General features: G+C 72.4%; 19 protein-coding genes and 1 pseudogene. 7 read left to right on the forward strand and 13 right to left on the reverse strand.

Features of this window, described 5'->3' with window-relative positions:
* Positions 1-110: 110 nt before the first annotated feature.
* The gene (locus FDO69_RS01645; RefSeq protein ID WP_234387807.1) at positions 111-1373 is read right to left on the reverse strand and encodes a S8 family serine peptidase; all 1263 of its coding nucleotides are present in this window, start codon (positions 1371-1373) and stop codon (positions 111-113) included.
* Between the two features lie 297 nt (positions 1374-1670).
* On the opposite strand from FDO69_RS01645, the gene FDO69_RS01650 reads away from it, so the two are divergent.
* Positions 1671-4988: a right-handed parallel beta-helix repeat-containing protein gene (locus FDO69_RS01650; RefSeq protein ID WP_104777758.1), complete on the forward strand. Its 3318-nt coding sequence runs from the start codon at positions 1671-1673 to the stop codon at positions 4986-4988.
* A 251-nt stretch (positions 4989-5239) separates the two neighbouring features.
* A complete protein-coding gene (locus FDO69_RS01655) occupies positions 5240-5995 on the forward strand; it encodes a DUF6461 domain-containing protein (RefSeq protein WP_104777759.1) in 756 nt (251 codons plus the stop codon).
* A 422-nt stretch (positions 5996-6417) separates the two neighbouring features.
* Here the strand turns inward: FDO69_RS01655 and FDO69_RS01660 are convergent, their stop codons facing one another.
* From FDO69_RS01660 to FDO69_RS41535, 3 genes are all read right to left on the reverse strand, one after another.
* Complete coding sequence (locus FDO69_RS01660) at positions 6418-7164, reverse strand: TetR/AcrR family transcriptional regulator (protein ID WP_234387808.1); 747 nt, start codon at positions 7162-7164, stop codon at positions 6418-6420.
* A gap of 74 nt (positions 7165-7238) precedes the next feature.
* Positions 7239-8399 carry a DUF4232 domain-containing protein gene (locus FDO69_RS42845; protein WP_206338747.1) on the reverse strand — a complete coding sequence of 387 codons (1161 nt, stop codon included), beginning with the start codon at positions 8397-8399 and terminating at the stop codon, positions 7239-7241.
* A gap of 69 nt (positions 8400-8468) precedes the next feature.
* A complete protein-coding gene (locus FDO69_RS41535; protein ID WP_206338748.1) occupies positions 8469-8660 on the reverse strand; it encodes a transposase in 192 nt (63 codons plus the stop codon).
* A gap of 308 nt (positions 8661-8968) precedes the next feature.
* On the opposite strand from FDO69_RS41535, the gene FDO69_RS01675 reads away from it, so the two are divergent.
* A complete protein-coding gene (locus tag FDO69_RS01675) occupies positions 8969-10243 on the forward strand; it encodes a helix-turn-helix domain-containing protein (RefSeq protein WP_104777761.1) in 1275 nt (424 codons plus the stop codon).
* Between the two features lie 510 nt (positions 10244-10753).
* Here the strand turns inward: FDO69_RS01675 and FDO69_RS01680 are convergent.
* The 5 genes and pseudogenes from FDO69_RS01680 to FDO69_RS01700 form a co-directional block, all read right to left on the reverse strand.
* Positions 10754-11407, reverse strand: a complete 654-nt coding sequence (locus FDO69_RS01680) for a helix-turn-helix transcriptional regulator (RefSeq protein ID WP_234387820.1) — start codon at positions 11405-11407, stop codon at positions 10754-10756.
* Positions 11408-12279: 872 nt separating this feature from the next.
* Entirely contained in the window at positions 12280-13017 is a 738-nt protein-coding gene (locus FDO69_RS01685; RefSeq protein ID WP_234387809.1) for a DUF4232 domain-containing protein, read from the reverse strand.
* A gap of 226 nt (positions 13018-13243) precedes the next feature.
* A pseudogene (locus tag FDO69_RS01690) lies at positions 13244-13786 on the reverse strand (LysR substrate-binding domain-containing protein); the annotation flags it as partial.
* An 84-nt stretch (positions 13787-13870) separates the two neighbouring features.
* Complete coding sequence (locus FDO69_RS01695) at positions 13871-14887, reverse strand: hypothetical protein (RefSeq protein ID WP_199838272.1); 1017 nt, start codon at positions 14885-14887, stop codon at positions 13871-13873.
* Positions 14888-15027: 140 nt separating this feature from the next.
* Entirely contained in the window at positions 15028-15645 is a 618-nt protein-coding gene (locus FDO69_RS01700) for an RNA polymerase sigma factor (RefSeq protein WP_104777765.1), read from the reverse strand.
* Between the two features lie 205 nt (positions 15646-15850).
* Here FDO69_RS01700 and FDO69_RS01705 point away from each other — a divergent pair, with 205 nt between their 5' ends.
* Positions 15851-17116: an N-acetylmuramoyl-L-alanine amidase gene (locus FDO69_RS01705; RefSeq protein WP_104777766.1), complete on the forward strand. Its 1266-nt coding sequence runs from the start codon at positions 15851-15853 to the stop codon at positions 17114-17116.
* On the opposite strand, the gene FDO69_RS01710 is transcribed toward FDO69_RS01705, so the two are convergent.
* From FDO69_RS01710 to FDO69_RS01725, 4 genes are all read right to left on the reverse strand, one after another.
* Complete coding sequence (locus FDO69_RS01710) at positions 17113-17508, reverse strand: hypothetical protein (RefSeq protein WP_104777767.1); 396 nt, start codon at positions 17506-17508, stop codon at positions 17113-17115. The genes FDO69_RS01705 and FDO69_RS01710 overlap by 4 nt on opposite strands.
* A 151-nt stretch (positions 17509-17659) precedes the next feature.
* The gene (locus FDO69_RS01715; RefSeq protein ID WP_104777768.1) at positions 17660-18214 is read right to left on the reverse strand and encodes a hypothetical protein; all 555 of its coding nucleotides are present in this window, start codon (positions 18212-18214) and stop codon (positions 17660-17662) included.
* 106 nt (positions 18215-18320) lie between these two features.
* Positions 18321-18863, reverse strand: a complete 543-nt coding sequence (locus tag FDO69_RS01720) for a hypothetical protein (RefSeq protein ID WP_104777769.1) — start codon at positions 18861-18863, stop codon at positions 18321-18323.
* Positions 18864-18960: 97 nt separating this feature from the next.
* A complete protein-coding gene (locus tag FDO69_RS01725; protein WP_420878474.1) occupies positions 18961-20625 on the reverse strand; it encodes a beta-N-acetylhexosaminidase in 1665 nt (554 codons plus the stop codon).
* A 224-nt stretch (positions 20626-20849) separates the two neighbouring features.
* Here FDO69_RS01725 and FDO69_RS01730 point away from each other — a divergent pair, with 224 nt between their 5' ends.
* The 3 genes from FDO69_RS01730 (at position 20850) to FDO69_RS01740 (ending at position 22437) form a co-directional block, all read left to right on the forward strand.
* Complete coding sequence (locus tag FDO69_RS01730; protein WP_104777770.1) at positions 20850-21323, forward strand: 2-oxo-4-hydroxy-4-carboxy-5-ureidoimidazoline decarboxylase; 474 nt, start codon at positions 20850-20852, stop codon at positions 21321-21323.
* Positions 21324-21568: 245 nt separating this feature from the next.
* Entirely contained in the window at positions 21569-21949 is a 381-nt protein-coding gene (sdhC, locus tag FDO69_RS01735; RefSeq protein WP_010047075.1) for a succinate dehydrogenase, cytochrome b556 subunit, read from the forward strand.
* A gap of 5 nt (positions 21950-21954) precedes the next feature.
* Positions 21955-22437: a succinate dehydrogenase hydrophobic membrane anchor subunit gene (locus FDO69_RS01740; protein ID WP_033311431.1), complete on the forward strand. Its 483-nt coding sequence runs from the start codon at positions 21955-21957 to the stop codon at positions 22435-22437.
* Positions 22438-22452: the final 15 nt, after the last annotated feature.

Consider the following 22452-nt stretch of genomic DNA (forward strand, 5'->3'; position numbering starts at 1 on the left):
GCGGGCGCTCGGCGCCGTGTGGACCGTACGGCGGGGACGCGTACGGGCATCCGGCGCCGTACGGGCACCCCGCGACGTACGGCCTCCCGGCGCCGTACAGGCAGCGGCTCTCAGGAACTCCCGGCCCCCGCGGGCGCCGTGGGCTCGGTGGGCTCCGCCGTCTCCGGGTCCTCCGCGCCCGCCGGGCGCCAGCCCCTGGCCCGGCCGCGGGGGATCACCACGGCACCGGCGGCCACCAGCAGCACCAGGCCGCCGCCCGCGCCAGCGATGACCAGGGCGCGGTGGCGCGGCCCGGACGGGGCGGCCGGGGGGACGTGGGCGGCCGCCGGCTTCGGGGTGGCGCCCTGCTTGTCGGTGAGCAGCGAACTCACGGAGGCGTATGGGTCCACCCGCGGCGTGCTCGCCGGGTACGCCGACACCGTGAGCTGCCGCGCGACCTCGGCCGCGGACATCTCCGGGTACCGGGCGCGGACCAGCGCCGCCGCACCCGCGACGTGGGCCGCGGCGAGCGAGGAGCCCGAACCGATGTAGTGGCCCGAGCCCTTGGGTCCGACGCTGACCACCGCGTCGCCCGGCGCCGCCAGGACCGCGTTGCCCAGCGCGGGTGCGCTGTCGGGGCGTTTGCCGTCCGGGCCGTAGTCGATGACCGAGAGCACGCCGGGCGCGGACGCGGGCCAGTACCAGGGCGCGGGCTCGGCCGGCTGGCCGGTGTTGCGGTCCCTGGGCAGGAAGTCCGGGCCGACCGGGGCGACCACCAGCGCGTCGTGCTCGGCCGCGTACGCCGCGGCCTTGGTCAGGTCGGCCTTCCCTGTTGGCAGCACCCATCCGACGTAGATGACCTCGGCGCCCTTGGCGGCCGCGGTGCGGATGCCCGCCGCGAGGGTCGCGGCGGTGGTCTCGCCGCGCGTCCGCGCCCCGCGCACCGCCAGGATCCGCGCCTTGGGCGCGACCCCCGCCACCCCCACTCCCTTGCCGGGTGCCGCCGCGATGAGGCCCGCGGCGAAGCTGCCGTGGCCCGTGCAGTCCTGGCCCGCGTCGCCGACGGCGGTGACCCGGCCGGACAGCGCCGGGATGTCCGTGCCGACGCCGGAGTCGACCACGGCGACGGTCACCCCGGCGCCCTGGGACAGCTCCCAGGCGCGGCCGAGCCCGAGCGTGGACCGGGACCAGGTCGCGTCCTCGGCCTTGCCCTGGGACGCTTTCGCGCAGGGGTCGTCGGACGGCAGCACGGAGATGAGGGCGGGCAGTTCCACCGAGCCCGAGCCCGGATCCGCTGCGGCGGAGGGGACCACGGAGGCGAGCGAAGCCATGGTCAGCGCGGCGGCGGCGACCGCCCGCGTCACCAGAGGACGGGAAGAAGGTGCACGTCGCATGGCGCGCATGCTACGCAGACCGGGGTGGCGCACCAGGATCGGCGGTTTGCCCGAACGGGCACCGGCGGTGTGCCCTGATGGGCACCAGGACGTGCACTCGGCGACCCGATCCCGTCTGACCACGTCTGACCACCGCGGGATTCCCGTAGCCTGCATCGCGTGTGCGCCTCGTGCGCGCGTCTCCTGCATGCGCGGCCCCTGCGACCGTACCGCCGGCGGTCGGGCCCGGCCGCGGCGATCGCGGCCCACGCCCAGGTCATCAAGGTGCGGCAGGCACCACAACTAGGAGGTCCCAGCGTGTCACGGCAGTTGCTCACGGTCGGTCCGGACCATACGGAGAACTTCCGGACGATCGGCGAGGCCCTGGCGAAGGCGCGTACGGGAGCGGTGATCCGCGTCAAGCCCGGCCGCTATCGCGAGAACCTCACGGTCAAGACCCGGCTCACCATCGTCGCCGACGGCGAGCGCGGCAGCGTGGAGATCTGCCCGCCGCGCGGCACCGCCGTGGTACTCGTCGCGGACGCGGTGATGCTCACCGACCTGATGCTGCGCGGCGGCAGCGAGGACCTGCCGGTGGTGGACGCGCCGCGCGGCCAGGTCGCCATGGACGGCTGCACCGTCGTCGGCTCCGGCTGGACGGCGCTCCTCGCCCGCGAGAACGGCTCGCTGGCCATGCGCGGCTGCCGGATCTCCAACCCCGAGGGCGCGGGCATCGTGGACACCGCCCCCACCGGCAGCGTCATCGACGACTGCCTGATCGAGCACCTGGGCACTTCCGCCGTCGTGCTCAGCGAGCAGGCCCGCACCACCGTGCGCGGCTGCCGGATGCGCGACGCCAAGGGCAACGGGCTGCTCGCCAACGGCGAGGCGCAGGGCCGGGTCGAGGACTGCGACATCTCCGGCACCGAGAAGCCCGCCGTCGCCCTGGAGGGCCGGTGCGCCACGCACGTGGCACGCACCCACGCCCACGACACGTCCGTCGGCGTCTACGTCACCAGCGCCGCCCGGCCCACGCTGGAAGAGGTCACCGTCAGCGACACGACCGGGCCCGGCATCGTGCTCGCCCAGGGCGCGGACCCGGAGCTGCTGCGCTGCGGCACCGCGCGTACCAAGGGCAACGGCCTGGCGGTCACGGAGCGTTCGCGGGGCACGTTCCAGGACTGCGCCTTCGATGCCGCGGCCTCCTCCGCGGTCCGCGTCATCGGCTCCAGCGCCCCGCTGCTCTCCGACACCACCGTGCGGGACTGCGCCGACGCGACGGGGGCCGTGTGGCTGGCCGAGGACGCCTCGGCCGAGTTCGACCGCCTGGAGGTGGTGGACGCGGCCGGGGTCGCCGTCTCCATCCGCACCGGAGCCAACCCCCTGGTGCGCAAGGCCCGCCTCATCGCGCCCGGCGGCCACGGCATCGAGGTCATCGAGGACGGCCGCGGGCGCATGGAGGACTGCACGATCGAACGGCCCGAAGGGGCAGGGATCCGCGCGGTCAACGGCGGCGCCCCCGAGATCACCGGCACCGTGCTGCGCGGCACGGCCCAGGCCGCCGTCTGGGTCGGCACCGGGGGCCGCTCCACCGTGCGGGACTGCCAGATCCACGCGTGCACCGCAGCAGGGCTGCACGTGGAGAGCGGCGGCGAACTCTCCGCCGGCCACACCCAGGTGACCGAGGCCGGGGCGCACGGCGTGCTCGTCGCCAACGGCGGCCGGGCCACGCTGGAGTCCTGCCAGATCAGTGGCAGCGTCGGCGACGGCATCCGCGTCGACAGCTCCGAGCAGGTCACCCTCACCGACTGCGCCGTACGGGACAACCGCGGCGCGGGCCTGAAGCAGACCCGCGCCACCGAGCGCCTCACCGTCCAGGGCCTGAACAGCAGCGGGAACGCCACCCCCGACGCCTGGGGCGAGACCGCCGGGGACCTGGCCCAGGAGGGAAAGACCGCGGCCGGCCCCGACGGGAGGAAGCCCGAAGGCCCCCTCGCACAGCTGGAGTCGCTGATCGGCCTCGCCGACGTCAAACACCAGGTCCGCACCCTGGTCAACCTCAACCAGCTCGCGCAGCGGCGGGCCAGCCTCGGCATGCCCGTCCCGCCCATGAGCCGCCACCTGGTCTTCTCAGGACCGCCCGGCACCGGCAAGACCACCGTCGCCCGCCTCTACGGCGGCATCCTGGCCGAACTCGGCGTGCTGAACTCCGGGCACCTGGTGGAGGTCTCCCGCGCCGACCTGGTCGCCCAGGTCATCGGCGGTACGGCCATCAAGACCACCGAGGCGTTCAACGAGGCGCTGGGCGGCGTGCTGTTCGTCGACGAGGCGTACACGCTGCTGTCCGACGGCAAGGGCTCCGGCGCCGACTTCGGCAAGGAAGCCATCGACACACTGCTGAAACTGATGGAGGACCACCGCGACGAGGTCGTCGTCATCGCCGCCGGATACACCGACGACATGGGTTCCTTCCTCGCCTCCAACCCGGGCCTGGCCTCCCGCTTCACCCGCACCATCGAGTTCGCCAACTACTCGGTGGAGGAGCTGGTGACCATCACCGAGTCCATGTGCGGGACCCACCGCTACGAGCTGGACCCCAGCACCCTGGACGCCCTCGCCCGGCACTACGAGCGGATGCCGCGCGACGCCACGTTCGGCAACGGCCGCGCCGCCCGTCAGGTCTTCGAGGAGATGATCGACCGGCAGGCGTTCCGGCTGGCCTCGATGGCCAGCCCCGCCGAGTCCGACCTCACCCTGCTGTTGCCCGAGGATGTCGCGGACGCCTCGGCCGCCGCGGGCGCGGGCGACGGCCGCAGCTCCGAGGAACTCCTCGCCGACCTCGACGCCATGATCGGTCTCCAGGCCGTCAAACGCGAGGTCACCGACCTGGTCAACCTGCTGTCGGCCACCAGGCAGCGGCAGGCCGCAGGACTGCCCACCCCGAAGATCAGCCACCACCTGGTCTTCTCAGGACCGCCCGGCACCGGCAAGACCACCGTCGCCCGCCTCTACGCCGACCTGCTGCACTCCCTGGGCGTCCTGACCACCGGCCAGCTCGTGGAAGTGGCCCGCGCCGACCTGGTCGGCCGCTACGTGGGTCACACCGCGCAGCTCACCAAGGAGGTCTTCGAACGCGCCCTGGGCGGCGTGCTCTTCATCGACGAGGCGTACACCCTCACCCCCGAGGGCGCTGGCTCCGACTTCGGCCGCGAGGCCGTCGACACCCTGCTCAAGCTCATGGAGGACCACCGCGACGAAATCGTCGTCATCGTCGCGGGCTACACCGAGGAAATGGCCCGCTTCCTCGCCTCCAACCCCGGCCTGGCCTCCCGCTTCTCCCGCACCGTGGACTTCGAGCACTACTCCGCGGACGAACTGGTCGAGATCATGGGCCGCCACGCCACGACCTCCGGCTACGACTGCGCACCGGAGACCGTCGAGGCGCTGCTGCGGTACGTGGCCGGGCTGCCGCGCGACCGCTCGTTCGGCAACGCCCGCACGGCCCGCCAGATCCTGGAGCGAATGATGACCGCCCAGGCCCGGCGGATCGGCACGATGGCCGCACCGGGCCTGGAAGACCTGCGGCTGCTGCTGCCGGAGGACCTTCCGGCGGAGACGCGGCAGCCGGCGGGCTGACCAGGGCCGACGGTGAGGGCGGCCAGGGGCAACCGGTCTGCCCCCGGCTCGGTACTCCTGCCCCGTCCCGCTGTCAGTGGTCTGCGGCAGGGTCGCCCATGTCAGTGCTGCGCCGACGACTCGCTCAGCGCGAGGACATATGGGGACAGGGGAGCGCGCTGCCACGGCGGGTTCGGGCGGGCGGCGGCTGGTGGTCGGTGACGACGGCCGGGTGACCCTGCGCGACGCGGACGGCGAAGGAGGTCTGGACGGTGAAGGCGCCCACGTCCGGTGCCGGTCCCGCCATGAACATCGCGCGCGGCTCGGTGCTGCGCCGGGGGCAGCGGCTCCAGCGCCAGTCGCTCGCCTCCACCGACGGCGGCACGGTGCTGGTGCACCGGGACGACCGGCGGCTGGTGCTCTTCGACGCCGAAGGACAGCGGATCTGGTGGCACGCGTGGGACGCGGAGCGGTCGGCGCTGGTGCTGGATGAGGACGGCATGCCGCGGGTCCGCGCCGACGACGGCGGTGTGGCACTGGAGTTGGGTGGTCCGGCCGATGAGTTGCGTGTGCTGCCGGGAGAGGTCCGGCTGTGCCGCACGGACGGGACCGCGGTCTGGCAGAACGGTGAAGAGGTGTCCGAACCCGAAGGCCCCCAGGACGCCGAAGACTTCGAGTCCTGGGTGGACGTACTGACGGATGGCATCGCGTACTGCGCCACCGTCATCCACCACACGACGCCTGACGAGGCGCTGCGCCGCCTGGGCGCCGAGCCCGGCCGCATCACGACCGGCACCTGGGGCGACCTCATGACGCAGGCCGAGATCGAGGGGGCCGACGTCGACGACACCGCCGTGGCCGCGTTCGCGCTCGGTCCGCACACGCTTCTCGTGGAGGACAGGAGGTCCGAAGTCCAGGCGGCGCTGAGGGCGATGGGGGCGCCGACGACCCGGTGGAGACCGCCTTCGACCACGACCTGGAGCTGCTGTGCCGGACCGCCGGAGTGCGGCCGACGGTGGCCGATGTGACCGGGGACGCGCGGTGGGCGATCACACTCGGGCGGTCGTGACGGGGCCGTGGGCTCAGTTGTTCCAGCCGCCGCCGGTGTTCCTGCCGAGGAGGGGGAAGGTGCCGCGCAGCGCCTCGCGCAGGCCGGGGATGAGGCTGTCGAAGTGCGCGGCGATGGTTTTGAGCGCCGGCTCGGCTCGTGGCGCTCCCGCCCGGTGAAGACGCTCGACACCTCGGCCTCGGCCGCGAGCACGGCCAGGTCCTCCAGCGGGATCTCCGCCGGATCCATACGGCGAACACGGCATCGCGCACGCGCTCCTACATGGCGCACACCTGCGCCGGGTCGTTGACGGCGACCCCGTTGGGGAGCGTAACTCGACGGTGAGCTGAGGGATCTCGTACGCGCTGGCGGGCATGCGACCCACCCCTTCCTTCGGGCGCTTCAGGCGGTGGGGCCGCCGACGGCCCCGCCGGTGGCCGTGCGGATCGCCTGAGCGAACTGCCGGGCGGTGGCCTGCACATCGGACGGTTCCGTGGTGCCCGCACCAGCAGCAGCACCAGCACCAGCACCAGCAAGGAAGGCGACTCCGATCTGCTCGTCCAGCACCCGCACCACCGCGGCGCAGGCCGCGGCGTGCAGCCGCACCTCCAGATCACCGGCCGGTCGCCCCAGCCGGTCGCCGATGATCACGCGCAGCTGCTGCTCGGTCTCGTCGCAAGCCATCAACCAGGCTGTGCGCAGCGCCGGTTCCGTGTCGGCGAGCCGGATCATCTTCATCGCCAGCATCTCGTCCGCCAGATCGACCGGCGGTGTCTCGTGCCGAAACCGGACCAGTTCCGCCGCCAGGTGGTCTTCGAGGGAACTGTTCCTCGGCCAACTGTGCAGCAGACTCAGCAACGTGACGACGCCCTGCATCACGATCGGCTCCGCACACGCCTCCTTGCTGCGGAAGTGCCGCCATATGGTGCGCGTGGACAGCCCCACCGCGTCGGCGATCTGGTCGCCGCTGGTCCCGGCCACGCCCTGCTTCCAGAACAGGCGCGCCGCCTCCCGGGAGATCTCCAGCCGCAGCCGCGCACGCCGCCGCTCGCTCATTCCCCCCACGGGGCGCCTCTCCCCCACGGGGGGCTCCTCCGTCGTGGGGCGCTTCTCCGTCGTGGGGCGCTTCTCCGTCGTCATGGCGCTCATCAGCCTTTTTCCCTTCTCCGCACGGCGGTGCGCGGTCGGTGGTGGGTGTGACCGGCCGGTGTCACCGGCTGGTGTCACCAGGTGAGGGCGTCGTCCATCGACCGCTGCCAGTACGTGACGCTGAGGGAGTCGTCGACGTGGACGCCCTTGGCGGGCAGGGGCGGGTGGGCCGCCGAGGGGGTGTACTTCCCGGTGCGGTCCTTGAAGGCGACGGTGAGGGACGTCTCGGTGCGGCCGTTCTTGCCGGTGCCGTCGGTTGCCGACAAGGTCACGCCGGCGTAGCCGGACTCGCCCGGGGCGAGGGTGATGACGGCCCCCGGATCGGAGTCCTTGATGGCCGGCGGCACCGACTGGGCCTCGCCGAATCCGGCGGCCGGGTAGCCGTAGAGGTCGCAGGGGGCGCCGCCGGTGTTGGTGACCGTGAGCAGCAGGTGGTTCACGGGCTTGTTCACGGGAGCCGCGACCGTCGTGGTGCCGGAGCCCTCACAGGCGACGGCCCGCTTCCCGCTCCCGCCGGAGTCGCCCGTGCCGGAGTCGCCGGTCTCGCTGTTCCCACTCCCCGACGATGCGGTCAATGAGCCACCCGCCGACGACTTCCCGCCGTCATCGACCGACTCGTCGCCGCACGCGGTGAGCGAGAGCGCGGCGGTCGCGACGGCCGCGGCGGCGGTCAGCAGGCGGAGGCGGGTGCCCCGGACACTGGACATGTGGGTGGTGCCCTTCTGCGGTGCAGTGGTTGGTGCTTGGCCGAACGGAGTGTGTGCGCGGATCCGTTTCATCCGCCACGGAAGACGGTGATTTGATACGCCGGGACGGGGAAACGGCCGCTGACCAGGCAGGATGCGGGGCGCCTGGAACGTGGGAATGGGACGCGGAACGTGGAAATAGGACGCGGCGTGCGGTGCCGGGGCGACGGGGGATACCGCGGAGGCGACGGCACGGTGTGCCCCTCTTGCAACGGCGCCGCTTCGGCAGCGGCTCGAACCCCTTCGCCGTGGTTGAAGATGCTGTTCTGGTCCGCCGTCGGCCCAGACCTTGGTCACGCTGGGATGTGCCGCGGCCAGGTCGTCGAGCAGGAGCTTGCCGCCGGTGGTGTCGTGCACGTTCGCGGCGGTGACCAGGACGGCCAGCACCAGACCGAGCGTGTCCGTGATCAGGTGCCGCTTGCGCCCCTTGATCTTCTTGCCGGCGTCGATGCCCTGACTGGTTTCGGCGACGTTTGCCGAGGTCTTCACGCTCTGCGCGTCGACCACGGCCGCGGTGGGCTCCGTACGGCGGCCATGGAATCGGCGGGTTTTGTCGCGTCACAGGTCGTCTACCTGCTGGGTGGTGCCGTCGTCTTCCCACTTCGCGTAGCAGTCGTAGACGGTCTTGCAGGGCGGAAAGTCGTGCGGCGGGTACTCCCACGGGATGCCGGTGCGGTTGACGTAGAGGATCGCGTTGACGATCTCCCAGCGGGCGTCGGACAACGTCACTGCGGTACGGGCGACGAGCACTCACGCCTCATCCAACGACCGCCGACGACGACACTCACAAAATCATCCCAGAACGCCAACTACCTAGATTAAATGCTCTCTTAGCACCGCCGAGTGGCCTATGCGCTTGGTAATAGAATTTATGGCCTGGTAACAAAATTAGTAGAGCAACTGTCAAATCCTGCGGACGCGCACGGTGCGGGCACCTGGAATACGGGAATGGGGCGCCGTTTGACGAGCAATGGGTTACAGGTGTTCACTAAGCAGCCTGAACCGCGGAAACGCGGCGCGGCGGGGGCCACGCGGGGTTGGGGAGTTGGGGAGGAACCGTGTCGGAGTCGACAGGGGCAGGGGCCACCGAGGAAGCGGAAGCGTTCGCGGAACTGCTGCGGGGACTCAAGGAACGCTCGGGACTGAGCTACGTGGCACTGGCCAAGCGGCTGCACATGAGCGCCTCGACGCTGCACCGTTACTGCATCGGCCGCGCGGTACCGACCGAGTACGCGCCGGTCGAGCGGCTCGCCCGGAAGTGCCGCGCGACCGGCGAGGAGCTGGTCGAGCTGCACCGGAGGTGGATTCTGGCCGATGCGACGCGGACGCGCAGGGGGCCGGGCCAGGGCGGAACAGAGCCGGGAACGGGACCGGACGGGGCGGGACCGGAGCGGACAGCCCCGGCATCCGACAGCAGCGAACCAGACGAATGCGATGAACCGGTCGTCAGCGACGCCGTGCCGTCCGTCCCCCCGCCCACCCGCACGCGCCTCCGCTGGAGCCGCCGCCACACGCTCATCGCCTGCGCCGTGGCGACCGCCACTCTGGGGAGCGTCGCACTCGCCGCGGGTCTGCCGTTCTCCGGAGACGACGACCGCGGCCCGATACATGCCGGAGACGACACCTGGAAGGTCGGCACCGACGAGGACGTGAGCCCGCTCGCATCGACCCTCCCCAACCCGCCCCGGGACACGAAGAGCGGCAAGTCCACGGCGCCGGGGTCCGGCGACCACGACGGCGCACCGGTCAAGGTCACCACCCGGCCCTACGTCTACGACGACCCGTGCGGGCAGCACTTCCTCGTCGACAGCGGACCCAAACAGGTCGGCCCGCCCGCCACCGAGCAGGACGCCCCCCAATGGGCCGCCGCATACGGCGCGGTCTCCTCGGGGCAGCAGCGCGTCGCCCTCACCGTGCAGGGCACCGGGAAGGACACCGTCGTCCTGGAGGCGCTGCACGTGCGCATCACCGCGAAGCGCGACCCGCTCACCTGGAACGACTACTCGATGGGTGTCGGCTGCGGCGACAGCGTCAAGGCCAAGTCCTTCGACGTCGACCTCGACAAGCGCAGCCCCACCGTCACCGCCGAGAACGGCCAGCACGACTTCCCCCTCACGGTCAGTGAGTCCGACCCGAAGGTCTTCCACGTCACCGCCCGCACCACGGCGCATGACGTCCGCTGGGACCTCGCCCTGGACTGGTCCAGCGGCGACCGGCACGGCACCGTCCGCATCAACAGCAAGGGCACCCCGTTCCGTACCAGCGCCGACATCGACCGCCCCGGATATGACTATCCGCTGAGCGGCGGCGGGTGGGTCAAGCGGAAAGGCTAGGACCGCAAAGGGCCGTTACCCCCCGAATCGCGTTCCGGGGAGAGGTGAACGCATCCGGGGGGGGCAACGGCGTTCCCGGGGGAGGCACGGCCCCACAACCGAACCTCCGCCGAGGGGGGAATGGCTGGCGCGCGTACAGGTCGGCGTGCGTCCTGCCGTTGACAATGTGTCGTGGCACCGGAACTCGTAATTCCTGCCCTGCTGTTCAGGTTGTACCCCTCTGACGAGCAGCCAGCGTGCGAGGTGAAGCTCATGTAGTAGCGCCACGTGGGAACGGAGCCGACCGCGAGACCGGCAGCGGCACGAGAACGCCAGGGCTTCATGTTTCCCCACACTTTCATCAGCACAATTAATCGAGTGGCGCACCGCCATGGTGCGGTGTTGGGGAAACTCTACGCCTCACAAATTCAGGCACGAGGAATCGGAGGGAATTCCACCGGGCCAGGGTGAGGGATTCCAGGGAATGCGCACTGCCCGAAAGGGAAACCGGGAAATCCGGCCGCCGCCCCCTCACAGGTAGCCTTCCCGGATGGCATACGCCACGGCGTGGGCCCGGTTGCGCAGGTGCAGGCGCATGGTGAGTCCGTGCAGGACGTTCTTGATGGTGCGTTCCGAGTAAGCCAGCTTGGTGGCGATCTCCCCGGTGTCCAGGCCCTCGGCGATCAGGCGCAGGACCTCCACCTCGCGGGGCGTCAGGCCCGGGGAGGAGACGCCGGGCCCGCCCGTCGTGCTGCGGTGCAGGGTGCCGACCTGGCCGATGAGGCGGCCCAGCAGGTCGGCGGGCAGGTCACCGTCCCCCCGGGACGCGGCCAGGATCGCCTGTACGAGCCGGTGGGAGGTGGCCTCGTGGCGCCACACGATGGCGGCGACACCGCACTCGATGACGTCCAGCAGTTCGTGCTCGCGGATCGCGCCCGTGACGAGCACGGTGCGCGCTCCCTCGCTCCGTGCGGTCCGGCGCAGCCGGGTGAGCGCGGTCTCGTCGAGCGTGTCCTCGATCAGCAGGGCCACCGTGCCGGGGCCCGGCCGCTCGCGGAGTTCGATCCCCGGGTGCGGGCGCAGTTGGCTGATGGCGCCCTCGCGGGAGATCGGGTCCGGGGCGCTCACCGTCACGGGTACCCGGCCCCGGGGGCCGTCGTCGGCGGCGCGGGGTGGGCTGTGCACCGTCCGCCCGTGTTCGCGTACCCGCTGCCCGGGGAGGACCGGCGGGGAATGAGTCGGTCCGGGTTTCCGGGACGCGCGTTCCGGCAGCGTCTTCACATCGTGTCCTTGAGGCCGTGTCATCCTTCGGCCTCCTCCTCTCGTTCCGGCTCGGTCCCGTTCTCCCCGTTCCAGGGCTCTCAGCGGCTGGAGGTGCCGCTGGAGGCCCGGCCGCTGCGCCTCGGCGGAGCGGCCCATGCAGTCCCCCGCGGTCGCCGCGTACTGCACGAGCGTGGTCTGTCCGGCGGTGACGGCCGGCTCCAGGGAGTCCGCGGCGGTCTTGCCCAGGCGCCGGTACGCCTCCCGGTGCACCTGCTGCCGCCGGGCCTCCGACCACTCGGTGAGCACCGCGTCCCGCAGCAGCGGATGCGCGTAGCGCTGTCCTCGCCGCGTACGAGCGCAACTGCCGCCACAGCTGCGCCGCCTGCCGCCACCGCCCGGTCGCGCTGTCGCCCGCCCCGTCGCCCGGGATCCCCTGGGTGAACTCCCCGCCCTGGCCCAGCAGATGCAGGACCGTGGCGAAGGGCAGCTCCGCCCCCTCCGGGAAGCAGCGCGCGCAGGACGCGCAGACCGTGGGCGGTGGCGTGGGAGACGGCCGCCTCAAGCGCAGCGGTACGGCCGGTGCCCGTGGCGCCGCGCCGCAGGACGGTGCCGCCGGCGCCGTCGGCCGCGCGCTCGATCTCGGCCGCGAGCAGCGCGTAAGTGTCGTCGCGTTCGTACAGCGGTCCGGTCATCTCACGCCCCCCGCGCGTACGGTCGCGAAGCCCCGGGAGCACCGATGCGGTCGGCGGCTTCGGTAACGGTGTCCATAAGCACTCCAGACTTCCCATCGGGTGTCACCATCTGGTGGCGTCACGCATCGACTGCTGCCAGTACGTGACGTCCAGAGAGTCGTCGACGTAGACGCCCCCGGCGGGCAGCGCCGGGTGGGCGATCGCGGGAATGTCCTCCCCGGCGGATCGGCCCTGGAAGGCGACGGTGAGGGACGTCTCGGTTCTGCCGTTCGCACCGCTGCCGTTGGTGGCCGACAGGCTCGCGCAGGCGTAGCCGGACTCGCTGGGCGCGAGCGTGACGGTGGCCCGCGGCTTGGAGCGCTCGATGACCGGCGGCGACTGGGCCTCGCCGAAGCGGAGGACCGGGTAGCCGTAGAGGCGGCAGGGGACGCTGCCGGTGTTGGTGACGGTGAGCAGCATGTGGTTCACGGGGCGGTTCAGGGGAGCCGCGACCGTCGCGGTGTGGGAGCCCTGACAGGGGGCGCCGTCACCCGTGCCGGAGTCGCCGGTACCGGTCCTTCCGTTCCCTCCCGTCGCGGAGCCGCCGGCGCCGGTCTCACCGTTCCGTCCCGCCGCGGGCTCCTTTCCCGCGGGCGTGTCCGCGGGCGTCTCCTGGCGCGGCCACGAACCGTGGGGGGCGGGCTCCTCGTCCTCGTCAGAGGACGAGCCGGAGGGCGACCCGGTCGAGGAGACGGCTGTCGACGAGCCCTCGGCACGGGTACCCGATCCATCGGCGCACGCGGTCATGGAGAGGGCGGCGATCGCCACCGCCACAGCGGCGGTCAGAGAGCCACGGTGCATGTGACGGGGCATGTGGGGCGGGACCCTTCTGTGTGCGGCAGGTCTGGCGCTTCGATGACCAGGCCATGACCGGAGCCTGCGGGACGACCCGTCCCAGCCGCTACGGAAGGCGGGCGGCCTGAGACGCTGGGACGCGGAAATGGGCTCTGAGCAGAGAGAACGTCGGCGGTCTGGGATACGGAGTGGGACGTACCGGGCCTTGCATGCGAGCGGCCGTGTCAGCCGGTCACAGACGTGTTGCCACGCGGACCAGGTCGGCGACCGCGCGAGATCGGCTCTGCGGGGGCCAGGCGATCACCGTTGTCACGGGCCGGGCATCCGAAGCCGGCACGGCGGCGAGATCCCGGCGCAGGTCGGTGGCGGCGGACTCGGAAATGATCACGGTAGTGCGGCCGAGCGCGATCAGCTGGAAGAGCTGTGTGAGGTTCCGTACCTCCGCTCCCGGTCCCTCCGGGCAGCTGCCGTCATGACGGGGCCAACGGGCCATCTGGAGTTCCGGCAACGCGGTGACCTCGGCCTCCCGGACCTGTGGGCGTCCGGCCAGGGGGTGGGGGGTGGGCAGGATCGCCATCTGTCGCTCGGTATGGAGCACTTCGGTGTCGAGTCCGGCCGTCGAGTCGAAGGGCAGGTGCAGCAGAGCCGCATCGGCTTCCCCGTTCTCCAGCAGTTTCTGTTGCCGATGTGCCTCGCAGAGCAGCAGGTCGACGGTGGCCGCGCCGGGTTCCGCACCGTAGGCATCGAGCAGTTTGGCCGCCAGCTCGCCGGCGGTGGTGAGCGGTGAGCGGTGAGCCGTGAGCCGTGAGCGGTGAAGGTCGGGCCGGGTGGCGAAAGGGTCTGTGGCTTCCCGGTCGCCTCAGGGACGGCTGCCGTCGGGCCGAGCGGGCCGCCCCCCGGTCCGCGTCTGTCCGCCGCCACTGCCGCGCTCGGCACCAGAGCCGTCACTGCCGGCAGCCGAACCGTCGTCCGCGGCGGCCGAGTTGCCGCCTCCGGCCCCCGAGCCGCTGACCGCTCCCGCCGAGCCGCTGTCGGCCTTGCCCGAGCCACTGTCAGCCTTGGAGCCACTGTTCGCTGAGCCCGGTCCGCTGCCGTTGCCCTTGCCGCTGTTCCCGGAGGCTCCCGTGCCCTTCTCCGGTCCGGCTGTACGGCCGGGGCGGGCGTCGGACCGGGCCGCCTGCTCGGCGCAGTACGCGGTGACGTGCCTCTCGCCGCCCGCGGCCGCGACGAGGCGCTGCCAGGCCGTCGCGTCCATGACCCGGCCCCGGCGCCCGGCCTTCTCGTAGGCGCGGCAGTGCGCTTCGGTGTCCTGAGCGGCGGCGGGACGGCCCGGGGGCGCGGCGGAGGAGACGGACTCCGCGCCGGTGGGCCCGCCCGCCGGGTTTCCGGGGGCGGGCGGGGAGGTGGGCGCGTGGGAGCGGCCCGGCTCGTCGGAGCCGGACGGGGAGTCGGACGAGCCGATCGCCGCGACCGCCACACCGCCCAGTGTGAGACTGGCGAGCAGCACCGAGAGAGTGGTCCTCAGCGAACGCCCGGTCAGCCGCCGCTCCCGGGGCCGCCAGTCGTCCCGGCGGCGGGAGCGCGCCCGGTGCGCGCCGGAGCCCCGGGCGGCCCGGAACGCGGCCACGGCCCGCTGTTCGGCCCCGCTGTCGATCCGGCCCTGAGTGAGAGCGGCGACGAGGAACGCCTGCACCTCGGCCTCGTCGAGGACAACGGCCGGCCCCGGGGGGTGCGGCGGGCTGCCGGAGCCGGCCGTTGCGGGGTCGCGGGGAAGCGGGTCGCCGGCGTCCCGTGCCGCCCGGCGGGCATACGCGGAGTCGCCGAGGTGCACACCCCGACGGCCGGCAGGCCCGCCGTCGCTTCGATGTCCACCCATGTCCGGTTCCGTTCCTGCTCGATCCGATCGATCCCGCTGCCACTCCGGCGCCGGGCCCCAGTACGTCCCGCCGGTCCGCCCCGTTCAGGGCGCCGGGTCCGCGCGACCCGGCCGGGCCGTCAGCGAAACCACCGGTTCCGCTACGTCGACTCCCCCAGCGTCCGGGGAGTCTCATCCGTCACACTCTCCGCGCGCAGCTGCCGGGCGAGGCGTTTCAGACCCCGGTGGGCGGCCGTGCGTACGGCACCCTGCCGCTTGCCCAGGACCCGCGCGGCGGCAGGGCCGTCGAGGCCGACCACGACCCGCAGCAGCACGGCCTCGGCCTGGTCCCGCGGCAACCCCCGGACCAGCTCCAGGGCGCGCTCGGTGGAGAGGGCCTCCAGCGCCTGGTCGTGCGTGCTCTGCGGTCCGGGCAGGTCCAGGACGTCCTGCTCCAGCGCGGACGAGCGGGGCCGTACCCGCTGCCGGCGCAGGTGGTCCAGCGCCCGGTGCCGGGCGATGGTCGCCGTCCAGCCGCGAAAGCCTGCCCCGTCGCCCCGGAACCGCCCGAGGTCCCGGGCGATCTCCAGCCAGGCGTCGGACGCCACGTCCTCCGCGTCGTCGCCGACCAGGCCGCGCAGATAGCCGAGCAGTCCGGGCTGCACGAACCGGTAGGCGGCCGCGAAGGCCGCCTCGTCACCCTGCTGGGCCCGCGCCACGGCCTCGCCCAGCTCCCCGTCGTACGCCTGCCCGCGCCGGGGCTCCGCTCCCTGACCCAAGTACCGTCCTCGTCCGTGCCGAGTGCGCGCCCTCCCACCGTGATCAGCGCCGGTCCGCCCGGAAGTGTCACAGCGCGTCAGACGACCGTTCGGGTCAACCCGACCCGCCGTCCTCGGGAGCCCGGCCCCGCGGAGGTTTCGGCCAAGTGCCGTACCGGGGAGCTCTGCACGCGATGCCACCCCGCACACGAAAGGCGAGCGCCGTATGACACACCGCCTCCTGCGCACCGCCGTCGCCACCGCCCTGGCCCTCGGTGCCCTCGGCCTGACGCAGCCCGCCCGGGCCACCCCCTCGGACGGTGTGCACACCGTCCGGGTGCCGGACGGCGACCCCCACGACCGGTCCCTCGCCCCGCGCACCACCGAGCCGTTCAGCCTGATCGGCATCACCTGGGACGACCCGGACGCGGTTTTCGACGGCTCCGCCCAGGTGCGCACCCGCTCCCGGAAGAGCGGCGCGTGGACCGCGTGGCGCCCCCTGGACACCGAAGGCCGTACGCCCGAGGCCGGCCCCGACCGCGACCGGGCCGGGGTGCGCGGCAGCACCCAGCCGCTGTGGACCGGGCCCTCGGACGGTGTCCAGGTGCGTGTGACGGGCTCGCGCCTGCCGGAGGGCCTGCGGGTCGAACTGGTCGACCCCGAGGCCGGGTCGGACCCCGTGCACACCGCGGTCGTCGAGCCGGACGGGGCCGGGCCGGCGCCCGGCCCGCTCTCGGCCGGGCGTCCCGCCGTGACATCGCGCTCCGCCTGGGGCGCCGACGAGTCCCTGGTGAAGGACCCGCCCACCCTGACGGGTGGCACGAAGGCGATGTTCGTCCACCACACGGCGGGCACCAACGACTACACCTGCTCCCAGTCGGCGTCGATCGTGCGCGGCGTGTTCCTCTACCACGTGCAGAGCAACGGCTGGAACGACATCGGCTACCACTTCCTCGTCGACAAGTGCGGCACCGTCTTCGAGGGACGTGCCGGCGGCATCGACAAGCCCGTCCTCGGCGCGCACACCTACGGGTTCAACACCGCCACCAGCAGCGTGTCGGTGCTCGGCGACTACTCCACGGCGGCCACGAACGCCGCGGTGCGCGCGTCGGTCGCGAAGGTCGCGGCGTGGAAGCTCGGCCTCTACGGCATCGCGCCGACCGGGACGGTCGTGCTGACCTCCGGGGCCGACAACGGCAAGTACAAGCTGGGCCAGAAGGGCACGTTCCAACGCATCTCCGGCCACCGCGACGGCTACCCGACCGAGTGCCCCGGACAGAACCTCTACGACGACCTGCCCGAGATCCGCACCCTGGCGGCGAACGCGGCGAACGCGGCGAACGCCGCAACGACGGCCGCGCCCGCCGCCGAGCCGCCCGACGGCCCTCAGGCCGTGGTCGAGGGCGTGGTCGAGGGCGTGCTGGAAGGCGCCGAGGGCGTCGAGGGTGTGATCGAAGGCGTGGACGGGCAGGTCCGCGCCCGCCGACGCTAACGCCGGGGCGCGGTGCTCATCGCGTCCCGGCACAGCAGCCGCAGCGATCCATGGCCGCCGTAGCACCGGCGGGCCTCGTCGATGGGGTCCCACAGGCGCCCGTCGGGAGTGCGGATCCAGTGGTCCCCGCCGGTCGCCCACCACTCGGCGCCGGTCTGACGCGCCATCACCTCACCCGCGTACGCGCCGAAGCCGCGCAGCACCTGCTGGACCGCCGCGTCGGGCGCTCCCTCCCGCCGTATCCCCTCGATCATCCGGTCGATGCTCCACAGGCTCTGCGCCGAGTAGTCGAGGCGCAGCCGTGCTCCCTCGCGCATCGTCGCCACTGTGTCCGCCGCCCATCGCAGCGGCTTCGCAGCCGCCGATGGCCTGGTCTCCGCTTGAGTCGTCACATCCCGGAAAGCGCTGCGGCGAAGCGTTTCGTCACCCGAAATCGGCGGCTTCCCCGAAGCGGCGCAGGACCGCCCCACCGCGCCCAAGGGACAGTCACAGGATGTGCCCAGGAACGGGGTTTAGGCCGGTCGGGCCGTCGGCCGCCGCCCTTCAGCCCCGCTGCCGGCTCCGGCGGGACACCACCGCGCGCAGGACCCGCCGCCCCTCGACCGACAACTCCAGGGCCCGGCGCAGCCCGGCCGGGCCATGTCCGGCCAGGACCTCCAGGACGGTGATCTGGCGGCGCAGTTCGGCCGCGACGAGGGGCGACATGCCCTCCGTACGGCCCTCGCGGCGGGAGTCGACGGACGAGGCCGCGTCCGCGGCGGTGTCCAGGAGCCGGTGGATCTGGAGGGAGGCGACGGAGCAGCCGTCGGCCCACACCCGGACCGCGGCGGCGGACCGCTCGGCGGGAGCGGCCTCCAGCATCCGGTGGGCGAGCGCGGCCGCCTCGTCCCCGGCGCCGGCCGCGTCCAGCTTGCCGCGCGCCTGCTCCAGCCGCTCGCCCCACTCCTCGGCAGCGGCGCCGTCGCTGAGACTCGCCCACACCGGCCTGAGGACCTCGTCGTCGCCGCCCAGCAGGGGCACGCACCGATCCAAACAAGCCAGCCCGCTCGCGGCCAGCCCGCGTTCATCGGCCTGTGCGATCAACTCCACCAGGCTCATCCACGCCTCCTCCGCGGGCCTTCTTCGGGGCCCATCAGGCCACTAGCGGCCCTCACCCCTCACGGAACCCGCACTTCCCCTTACTGCGTGCAACGGGCCCGGAGTGTCACAGGGGCACCACGCCCAGTCTGTCGAGGAAGCGGAACAGCAGGTTTTCAGCCAGGGGGTCCCCCCGCTCGAGCGAAGCCGAGAGTGGGGGAGGATCAGGGTCTGAAGTCAGTACGTCCACCAGTGCGCGGGCGTTCACCTCACGCCCGGCCTCGGCGGCCCAGCGCACGGCGTGCTCGGCGGCGTCGTCGGGGTCCAGGAAGTAGTCCTCCAAGGTGAGGCCCTCCCGGTCCGCCCCCAGGTACCCGGCCATCGCGGAGCGCGCCAGGCAGGTCGTCCACGCCCCGCTCTCCGGAGCGGCGGCTTCCAGCACGACGCACTCGCTGTTCATGACGTACCCGAAGAGCGCCGGTGCCCCGGTCTCCCGGGCGAGGGCGTTCATGTTCCCGATGTCGCCGTCGCTGCTCGGGTACTCCCACACCTGCCATCCGCCCGGCGCCGAGGCACGCTGCGTCGGACCGTCCCCGGCCCCCGCCAGCGCGTCCAGCTCCGGCAGCGGCCGCTCCCCCCGGCCCACGACGAAATATCCCCAGTAGCCCATGTCCCGGTTCCCCCCCGGCATGTTCGATTGCGGTCGCGCCAGAAGACCACCACAGCCGTACGGGAGTTCGCAGCCGTATGGGCCAATTCGTGCCGGGTCAGCCGAGCCTGTCCGCCAGCGCCCGGAACTCCGCCCAGGACAGCTCCGGCTTGTCCGGGTCCCAGAGCTTCTGGACCGTCGCCCGCAGCGGCATCCGGATCCCGGCCGCCACCTGGTCCTGCGTCTGGGAGTCCGCGAGGTCGCACCACACCGCGAAGGACCCGCCGAGGATCTGGTCGTCGTAGCGCGCCGGGACGGCCGCGGTGCCGCGCAGCACCCGGGGCGTCCACTGCTCGTAGATCCGCTGCCCCGTCGGGTAGACGAAGGTCTGCGGCTCGCCGAGCACGTAGTACAGGAACTCGTCGTTGTAGTTGATCACCTTGCGGCCCGCCTGCAGATACTCCAGGGGCGCCCGGGCGCCGATCTCCTTGCCGGTCCAGTAGGCGACCTGGATGTCCTTGGCGGCCTGCACGGAGGTGCCCCGGAAGAAGCCGTCGTTCCAGGCGCGCGGGACGCGCTGATGCCCCCGGACGGTGTCGGCCCGGTCGTTCAGCCAGCCGGTGGTGAGGTCGGCGACCGTCGCGCCGGAGCCGTACTTCTTCTGGGCGGCGGCGGCCAGCTGCGGGAACGACGCCTCCGGGTCCGACCGGGTCAGCGCCTGGTACTCGTCACCGCCGAGGTGCCACGGCCCGCCGGGGAAGAGGTCCGCGTACTCGTCGAGCAGATCGTCGACGATCTGGGCGCTCTCGGCCTTGGAGATGTCGATGGCGCCCTGCACCGCCGAGCCCTGAGCGCTGCGCAGCTGCAGGTCGGGGTGGGCGTCGATGACCGCGCCGAGGTGCCCGGGCGAGTCGATCTCGGGGACGATCGTGATGTGCCGGCTCTGCGCGAGGTCGATGATCCTGCGCACCTGCGCCTTGGTCAGATGCTGCCGCGACACGATCTCGGGATGCGAGGTCGACTCGATCCGGAACCCCTGGTCGTCGGAGAAGTGCAGCCCCAGCTGGTTGAACTTCAGGTCGCCCAGTTCCCGGATCCGGTCCTCGATCCAGCCGGCCGTGAAGTTCTTGCGCGCGATGTCCAGCATGAACCCGCGCTGCGGCTTGGCCGGTTCGTCCTTCACGACCCCCTCGGGGGCCGTGCCGCCGTCGTGGGTCTCCTGCTTGAGCGTGCGGGTGCCGTAGAAGACCCCGGTGTCGGACGGCCCGTCGATCTCCACCCGCCCGTCGCGCACGGTCATCGTGTACGACTCCGGGTTGGCGCCCTTGTCGCCGTTCAGCCCCAGCCGCAGGTCCCCGGCCTTCTTGTCGCCCTTCTCGCCCGCGTACGTCATCCCGAGCTCGCCGGCGACCAGCCGCCCCTCGTCGGCCAGCGCCGGGTCGTCCACGACCACCCGGTTGCCCTGCCCGGGCCGCCAGCCCGGGCCGCGCGCCGGCTCGTGGTCGCGCACGGCGGGGATGGTGCGGGGTGCCTCGGACAGGGGGTAGGAGCGGGTCGGGCTCGGGGTGGCGCCGGCCTCGGGCTCTGTGTCCTGGGGCGCCGCCGAGGCCCCCCGGGAGGATCCGGCCTCCGAGGCCGTGGACCCGCCGTCACCGCCCGAGGCCGCCCAGAGCCCGAGACTCACCCCGGCCGCGACCACGACCAGCGCTACAGCCATGGCCACGACCAGCACCTGCCGCTGTTTCTCCTGCTTCGCCGAAGTCCGGCGCCTGTGCTGACTCACCCAGCCAACCTAAAACCCTCGGCCGCCCGGCGCGCGTCCACCACGCGTGCGGAAACTCTCCCTCCCGGGTGAAATTCGTGCATCCTTCGGACACGTCACGGTCGTACTCGATAGCGTGACGTCACATCTCTCACACCTTGCCCTGCCGACACACGTGACGCCCACGAGGACCCACGCTGCCCGCGCATCATGTCCCAGATCTCCCCGGCCGACTCGCCATACCGGTGGAGCAGTTCAACGCCGCCTCCGAGGAGGACCTGGAGCAGGCCCTCCTCTCCTGCCTGCGCAGCCTCCGCTGGGCCCGGCGCGTCGCGGACCACCGCCCCTACCCGGATCTGGACTCCCTGCTGGCCGCGGCGGACGAGGCGGCCTACGACCTGGCCTGGCCCGACCTCACGGAAGCGCTGGCGGCCGAGCACCTGCCCACGCTCCCGCCGGACACCTACTCCGCGGCCCACACCGCCCTCAGCGCGGCCCACGCCGCCTACGAGTCCCGCTTCGGGCACGTCTTCGTCATCTGCCTGGACGGCCTGTCCCCGTCGGAGACCCTGGACCGGCTCCTCGCGGCCATCCGGTCACGATTGACCAACGATCCCGAGGAGGAGCGGGCGGTCGTGGCGGACGAACTCCGGCGCTTGGCGAGCGTGCGGCTGGTCAGCGCCCTGAGGGGCGCGGGGCTGCAGTCGACCTGCGGCTGACGCCGCGGGTGCGGTCAACCGGTGACGTCTCGCACCCCGCGCCCCAAAGACACCTCCTGCCCCCTGGGCCGCACTAGCCCACCAGTACCTCTTTGCGTGCCAGTTTGATCACACCCCGGGACCCGGGCTCAGCCCCGCCGCAACGCATCGCTACGATGCTGGGGGCCGGTGGACCGTACCCGGCCGGGCCCGACCGACACACCAAGCCGGCGCGGCCCCAATCCCCGCTCCCGGAGGAAACTTCCGTGCCGGCTGGAACGCTGTACCGCGGCCGGGAAGGAATGTGGTCCTGGGTGGCTCACCGAGTCACCGGCGTCCTCATCTTCTTCTTCCTGTTCGTCCACGTGCTGGACACCGCCCTCGTCCGCGTGTCCCCTGAGGCCTACGACAACGTCGTGGCCACGTACAAGACGCCGATCGTCGCGCTGCTGGAGTACGGCCTCGTCGCCGCCATCCTCTTCCACGCGCTCAACGGCCTGCGTGTCATCGCCGTCGACTTCTGGATCAAGGGCGCCCGGTACCAGAAGCAGATGCTCTGGACCGTCGTCGCTCTGTGGGTCGTGCTGATGCTCGGGGCGATCTACCCCGTCCTCGGCCACGCCGCTCGTGAACTGTTCGGGAGCTGACGCCAATGTCCACGTCTGAGAAGACCGCCGCCGGCGTCGGCCCCGTCGAGGGCGGCGCCGTCTACACCGTCGACAACCCGGCGCCCTTCATCGAGGCCCCGCGCCAGCGCACCAAGAAGACCCCGAAGAGCACCCGGGGCAACTTCGAGCTGGCGGCCTGGCTGTTCATGCGCCTGTCCGGCGTCGTACTGGTCGTCCTCGTCCTCGGCCACCTGCTGATCCAGCTCGTGCTGGACGGCGGCGTCTCCAAGATCGGCTTCGCCTTCGTGGCGGGCCGCTGGGCGTCCCCGTTCTGGCAGGTCTGGGACCTGCTGATGCTGTGGCTCGCCATGCTGCACGGCGCCAACGGCCTGCGCACGGTCATCAACGACTACGCGGAGCGCGCGAACACCCGGCTGTGGCTCAAGGGCCTGCTCTACACCGCCACGGTGTTCACCATCCTGCTGGGCACGCTGGTGATCTTCACCTTCGACCCGAACATCCGCTAGGCACGGGGTTGCGAG

It is taken from the genome of Streptomyces tibetensis (assembly GCF_007655005.1).
GTDB classification, from domain to species: domain Bacteria; phylum Actinomycetota; class Actinomycetes; order Streptomycetales; family Streptomycetaceae; genus Streptomyces; species Streptomyces tibetensis.

What these genes read in the sequence shown, in the direction of transcription:
- FDO69_RS01645 (WP_234387807.1), bottom strand. Translation starts at nt 1,373, where the DNA reads ATGCGACGTGCACCTTCTTCCCGTCCTCTGGTGACGCGGGCGGTCGCC.
- FDO69_RS01660 (WP_234387808.1), bottom strand. Translation starts at nt 7,164, where the DNA reads ATGAGCGCCATGACGACGGAGAAGCGCCCCACGACGGAGAAGCGCCCC.
- FDO69_RS01685 (WP_234387809.1), bottom strand. Translation starts at nt 13,017, where the DNA reads ATGCACCGTGGCTCTCTGACCGCCGCTGTGGCGGTGGCGATCGCCGCC.
- FDO69_RS01695 (WP_199838272.1), bottom strand. Translation starts at nt 14,887, where the DNA reads ATGGGTGGACATCGAAGCGACGGCGGGCCTGCCGGCCGTCGGGGTGTG.
- FDO69_RS01705 (WP_104777766.1), top strand. Translation starts at nt 15,851, where the DNA reads ATGACACACCGCCTCCTGCGCACCGCCGTCGCCACCGCCCTGGCCCTC.
- FDO69_RS01715 (WP_104777768.1), bottom strand. Translation starts at nt 18,214, where the DNA reads ATGAGCCTGGTGGAGTTGATCGCACAGGCCGATGAACGCGGGCTGGCC.
- FDO69_RS01720 (WP_104777769.1), bottom strand. Translation starts at nt 18,863, where the DNA reads ATGGGCTACTGGGGATATTTCGTCGTGGGCCGGGGGGAGCGGCCGCTG.
- FDO69_RS01740 (WP_033311431.1), top strand. Translation starts at nt 21,955, where the DNA reads ATGTCCACGTCTGAGAAGACCGCCGCCGGCGTCGGCCCCGTCGAGGGC.